Source organism: Brevundimonas sp., assembly GCF_041911375.1.
Taxonomy (GTDB): domain Bacteria; phylum Pseudomonadota; class Alphaproteobacteria; order Caulobacterales; family Caulobacteraceae; genus Brevundimonas.
Genome location: NZ_JAYRPA010000047.1, coordinates 1 through 5027, shown reverse-complemented (window position 1 = coordinate 5027; position 5027 = coordinate 1). Strand labels below are relative to the sequence as shown.

Here is a 5027-nt window from a genome sequence, read left to right as displayed (position 1 = left end):
TCGAGAAGCAGGCGCTGCGCGTGCTGACCGACGATGTCGGCGGCGCTTTCGGGCTGAAGCCCGTGATCGACCGTCAGCGCCAGCAGCCGACGCCCCCGCGCCCTGGCCCACCGCGCGACGATCAGCAACAGGGCCACGGAGTCCCCGCCGCCCGACAGGGCCACGGCCACGGGCGCCTCGGCGTCCGGCGTCAGGCGCCGGTCCAGCCGCTGGAACGTCCGCGCGTCCGGCGTTGCGCCGTCGGCTGCGGGGTCGGTCAGCTGCACCCGGCGGCGGTGCGCATCTGGCCCGCCCGGGTCTTCAGCGTCGTCGAGGCGGTCTCCGCATAGCGGCGATTGAACTCGGCCAGGGCGGCGCAGCCCTGCGTCTTGCGATCGGTGGCGATCAGGGCGTCCGCCAGCTTCAGCGTCGTCTCGGCCGCCCAGCCGATGCGCGGCCAGTCCTTCAGGGCGGCGGCGTAATAGGGCACGGCCCCGGCCTTGTCGTTGGCCGAGACGCGCAGGTCGCCCAGGCGCGAGTTCGCCTCGCGCGCCTGCGGCGTATCGGGCCAGGTCGCGACCAGCGTCTCCAGCGCGCGTTCGCCGCGCGGCCGGTCGCTGGACACCAGCTGCACCGCCGCGGCCAGGTCGCGCGCGGCGTCGCCGGTCGGCGAATCCGCGACGATGGGCGCGTTCAGCTCGGCCTGGGTCTCCAGCGCCTTCAGCCGCGTCTCGACGTCGGTCAGGCGGGTGCGCAGGGCGGTGTTGTCGCGGTTGGACTCATCCAGCTGGAAGGTCAGGCGCTCGTTGTCGGCGTTGATGCGACGGACCGTGGCTTCGATGTCCGACAGGCGCCGGTCCAGCAGATCGACCCGCCCCTGAAGCGCGATCACCTCCGGATCGGGCTCGACCAGCACCGGCTGGCCGGCGGCGTTGCGCTGAGTGAGGGCGCGTTCCAGCCGACGGACGTTGCGGTCCAGCTGCTCCAGCCGGCGATTGTCCCACTGGGTCCGCTCCATGATGTTCGGGGGCGCCTGCTGGGCGACGGCGCCGCCGGCGATCACGCCCCCGGCGACCAGGGTCAGACCGACAACGACGGCGGGAAGGGCGCGGAGGCGGGGGCGAGGGAGCTTGAGCGTCATGGCCGCTAGGTTCCACCGATTTGGGGCCGCCGCAAGGCGTCAGTGGCCCAGCCCCAGATAGACGATGGCGCCGACGAACAGGCCGATGACGATGTTGCAGAAGACCAGCAGGAAAACGGTCCGCCACAGCGCCGAGAACACGCCCAGACCATAGGCGCCTTTCAGCTGGGCGAAGACGTGCGACGGAATGGCCAGCATCCCCGCGAAGACGGCGACCTGTCCCACCGCGCCCAGAAAGGTCCCGGCCAGCACCATGGCCATCAGCAGCATGGCCATGAAGGTCAGCGAATAGAGAACGAAGACCCCGTGGTCGTACAGGGTGAAGCCCCGCTTCCACAGGAACAGCAGCGCCACGAACGGAATGGACAGGGGCACCAGCAGGAAGGCGAACTTGTACATCGTCTGCTGCAGCTTGTAGACGGCCAGGTCCGGGTTCTGCAGCTTCTTCATCACCGTGGCGCCGAAGCCGTGGCCTTCGGACTTGGCGTCCTGGCCCGTCGCCTTCAGCCGGCCCGTGCCGTCGTGGGTCTCGTCGCCGGCCGCCATGTCCTTGAGGCTGGCCTGCCAGCTGCCGGGCTTCAGTCCGTCGGCGCGCCCCTGGCTGACCTGCTGCTCCAGTTTCGCCAGGCTTTCGCGTCGCTGCGCGACCAGGCGCTCGGCCTCGACCGTGGCGGCCCGGCCGACGCTGGACGGTTGCTGCCCCAACTCGGCCCGCACCTGCGCCAGGGCCTGCTCCGCCTCCGCCAGGGCGGCGCGATCCTCGGCGATGTCGTCGGCCACCACCACCCGCGACTCGTACTGGGGCATGAAGCTCAGCGCGAAGAACATCACGAACAGGGTGAACAGGAACATCGCCAGGGGCGAGACGTACCGGGTGCGCCGTCCCGCGATCCATTCCCGCGTCAGCCGGCCCGGATTGAGCCAGAGCAGCGGCAGGGTGCGCCAGATGCGGGCGTCGAAATGCATGACGCCGTGCAGCAGCTCCTCGCCCAGATGCAGCAGCGTGCGGTGGACGTGCGTCGGCTGACCGCAGTTGGCGCAGAAGTTTCCGCTGGTCTGGGCCCCGCAGTCCGAACAGACGCCGTGGTCGTGCTCGCCCGCCTTGCCCGTGGGCTTCTCGACGGCGCCCGCCAGGACACCGCCCGTGATTGCGCCGCCCGCCGCATCGACATCCATTCGCCCATCCCCCCTGGCCGTGAATCGAGGGGACCTTGCGGGCGCGGAGGGCAAAAGAAAAGAGGCGCCGGCTTGCCGCCGACGCCTCTCTCGTCAGTCGTCCAGGGACGGCCTCAGCGCGGGGCGCCGGAGACCACCGCCGTATGGGCGTTGCGGTTGCGCGCCCAGGCGTCCTCGCTGGAGCCCTCGGCGATCGGGCGCTCCTTGCCGAAGCTGATGGTGTCGATGCGGCCGGCCGGCACGCCGCGGTTGATCAGATAGGAGCGCACGGCCTCGGCGCGGCGGGCGCCCAGCGCCAGATTGTATTCGCGCGTGCCGCGCTCGTCGGCGTTGCCCTCGATGCGGACGGTGACCGACGGATAGCGCTGCAGCCACTGGGCCTGGGCGTCCAGGCGCGGCATGGCCTCCGGGCGGACGTCATAGCTGTCCAGATCGAAGTAGATGCGGTCGCCGACGTTGACGACGAAGTCCTGCTCGGAGCCCGGCACGGCCGAACCCACCTGGCCGCCGGTCACGGGGCCGGTCGGGGCGGTCGGATAGGCGGGGCCGGTCGGCTGCTGGGTTTCGGGGCCCGGCACGGCGCCCTCGACCGGGCGACGCGTGCAGGCCGCCATCGCGGCGACGGCGCAGCCCACCATGGCCAGGGTCATCAGTCTGGAGGATTTCATCGGGGGTCGTCTCCTGGGTGTTCTGTTTTCGAGGCCTGCGCCTCAAGCGTGGCCGTAATGTTTGCGTCGGGCGATTTCGGGGCGCCAGCCGCGATAACGCACTGTTGAGGCGAAAGGTCCGTCTTTCGCCGAACGCCGTGCGTCGATTGTCAGGACGGACAGCTGTCCGGGCTCTGGCCGATGCCGATGTTGGCCGCGGGCGCGTCCAGCAGCGGCGACCAGGCCGGATCGGTGCCGCGTCCGTTGTAGCCGGCCTGGGCCACCACTCGGCCGGACAGGTCGACGGTCCACAGCCGGGTGTCGCCGCCGCGCGTCTGGCGCGCGAACATGACGTAACGGCCGTTGGGCGCCCAGCTGGGGCCCTCCTCGAAATAGCTGGAGGACAGGATGCGCTCATTGCCGCCGCTGGCGTCCATCACGCCGGTCGAGAAACGCCCCCCGCCCTGTTTGGTGAAGGCGATCAGGTCGCCGCGCGGGCTCCACGACGGGGCCGTATAGATGCCGCCGCCCCGGCTGATCGGCCGCTGGCCCGATCCGTCTGCGCGCATGACATAGAGGCGCGGCGAACCCGACCGGTCCGAGTTGAACACGATCATCGACCCGTCCGGGCTGAACGAGGGCGAGGTGTCGATGCCGGGATCCGAAGTCAGGCGCGACAGCTGCCGGCTGCGCAGGTCCATGACGTAGATGTCGGTGTTGCCGCCCCGGATGATCGAGAAGGCGACCTTGTTGCCGTCGTTGGAGAAGCGCGGCGCCAGCACCTGGCCGTCGAACTCGCCCAGCGATTCCCGCCGGCCGGTGGTCAGGTTGTAGAGGTAGATGCGGCTGTAGTCCTTGCCCAGCGCCACATAGGTGACCTCGTCGGGCTGAGACGCCGAGAAGCGGGGCGACATGATCACCTCGTCGCCCTGGGTCAGGAACACCGGCTGGTAGCCGTCCTGGTCGACGATGGTCAGGCGGTTCTTCCGGTTCAGCGCATCGCCTTCCTCGGACACGAAGATCACCCGCGTGTCGAAGAAGCCCGGCTCGCCGGTCATGCGCTGGTAGATCATGTCCGAGATCTTGTGCGCGATGCGGCGGTACTGCTCCGGCGTGGCGGTGAACTGGTAGCTGACCAGCTGGCACTGCCGATAGGGGTCATAGAGGCGGAACCCCACGTCCAGCCGGTTGTCGGCCCGCGTGGTGACGCCGCCGTAAAGCACCGCCTGGGCCCCGATCTGCGTCCATTGGGGGAAGTTCGGCGCATTGGCCAGGGTCAGGCCGGTCTCGATGAAGCCCGCCGGATTCATCGGCTCGAAGAAGCCCGAACGGCGCAGGTTTCCGCTGACCACGTCCGAGATGTCGCGGCCCCGTTCGCCGGTGAAGGGGACCACCGCGATCTGGAACGGGCGCAGCACGCCCTGATCGATCTCGACTTCGACAGGGGCGCCCGCGGTCGCCGGCTGTCCCGGCGTCTGGGCTTGCGAAAGGGTGGACCCCGCCAGGGCCAGGACCGCGGCGGAGGCGAGCAGTGGGGTCAGACGCATGAGAAGCTCCCGTAGGTCTCGATCGATCGGCGGCCCTTGTCTTCGGACCTTGCGACAATCGCCAGCTTGGCGGCGATTGGGGCGACTTTGAGGACGCGGACGGAGCCTATCGGTTCCGGCATGCGCGTTCGGTGTTGAAGGTCGGACGATAGGCCCCGCCGGGGAACCCGTCGGGCACGTCGAACGGCGCGGTCTGGCGCAGCGCCCTGACCGCGCCGTCGGCCGCGGCGCGATAGACGGCGCTGGATTGCGGATTGACCAGGGTCGGGCCGCGCGTGATCCGGCCGTCCGCCGACAGCGTCAGGTCGACCTGGATGCGCAGCTGGTCGGCGCCGGGGATGTCGCAGGGCAGATTCCAGTTCGGATAGACCTGGTTGAAGATGGCCGTGATCTGCGGACCGGTCGCCTGGCTGGCCTGGCCGGCGCCCTGCTGGCCGGTCGCCGGGCGGCCCCGGTTCTGCGTCTGGCGCGGCGGACCCGACAAGGCGTCCAGGTCCAGCGTCGGCTCCTCGCGCCGGGGCGCGGGGCGCGGCGGGG

6 protein-coding genes are annotated in these 5027 nt (G+C 70.3%); all 6 read right to left on the bottom strand.

The features are described from left to right. On the bottom strand, nucleotides 1-266 hold a 266-nt coding region (locus tag ACE3PU_RS09380), incomplete at its 3' end, for an ATP-binding protein (protein WP_374389033.1). Further along, a complete protein-coding gene (locus tag ACE3PU_RS09375) occupies nucleotides 257-1120 on the bottom strand; it encodes a tol-pal system protein (protein ID WP_374389031.1) in 864 nt (287 codons plus the stop codon). The genes ACE3PU_RS09375 and ACE3PU_RS09380, both read right to left, overlap by 10 nt. Before the next feature lie 39 nt (nucleotides 1121-1159). Further along, nucleotides 1160-2296, bottom strand: a complete 1137-nt coding sequence (locus ACE3PU_RS09370; protein WP_374389029.1) for a DUF3667 domain-containing protein — start codon at nucleotides 2294-2296, stop codon at nucleotides 1160-1162. 113 nt (nucleotides 2297-2409) lie between these two features. Then, entirely contained in the window at nucleotides 2410-2964 is a 555-nt protein-coding gene (pal, locus tag ACE3PU_RS09365) for a peptidoglycan-associated lipoprotein Pal (protein ID WP_374389027.1), read from the bottom strand. 149 nt (nucleotides 2965-3113) lie between these two features. Continuing rightward, nucleotides 3114-4490: a Tol-Pal system beta propeller repeat protein TolB gene (gene tolB, locus ACE3PU_RS09360; protein WP_374389025.1), complete on the bottom strand. Its 1377-nt coding sequence runs from the start codon at nucleotides 4488-4490 to the stop codon at nucleotides 3114-3116. Nucleotides 4491-4596: 106 nt separating this feature from the next. Beyond that, on the bottom strand, nucleotides 4597-5027 hold a 431-nt coding region (locus ACE3PU_RS09355), incomplete at its 5' end, for a hypothetical protein (RefSeq protein WP_374389023.1).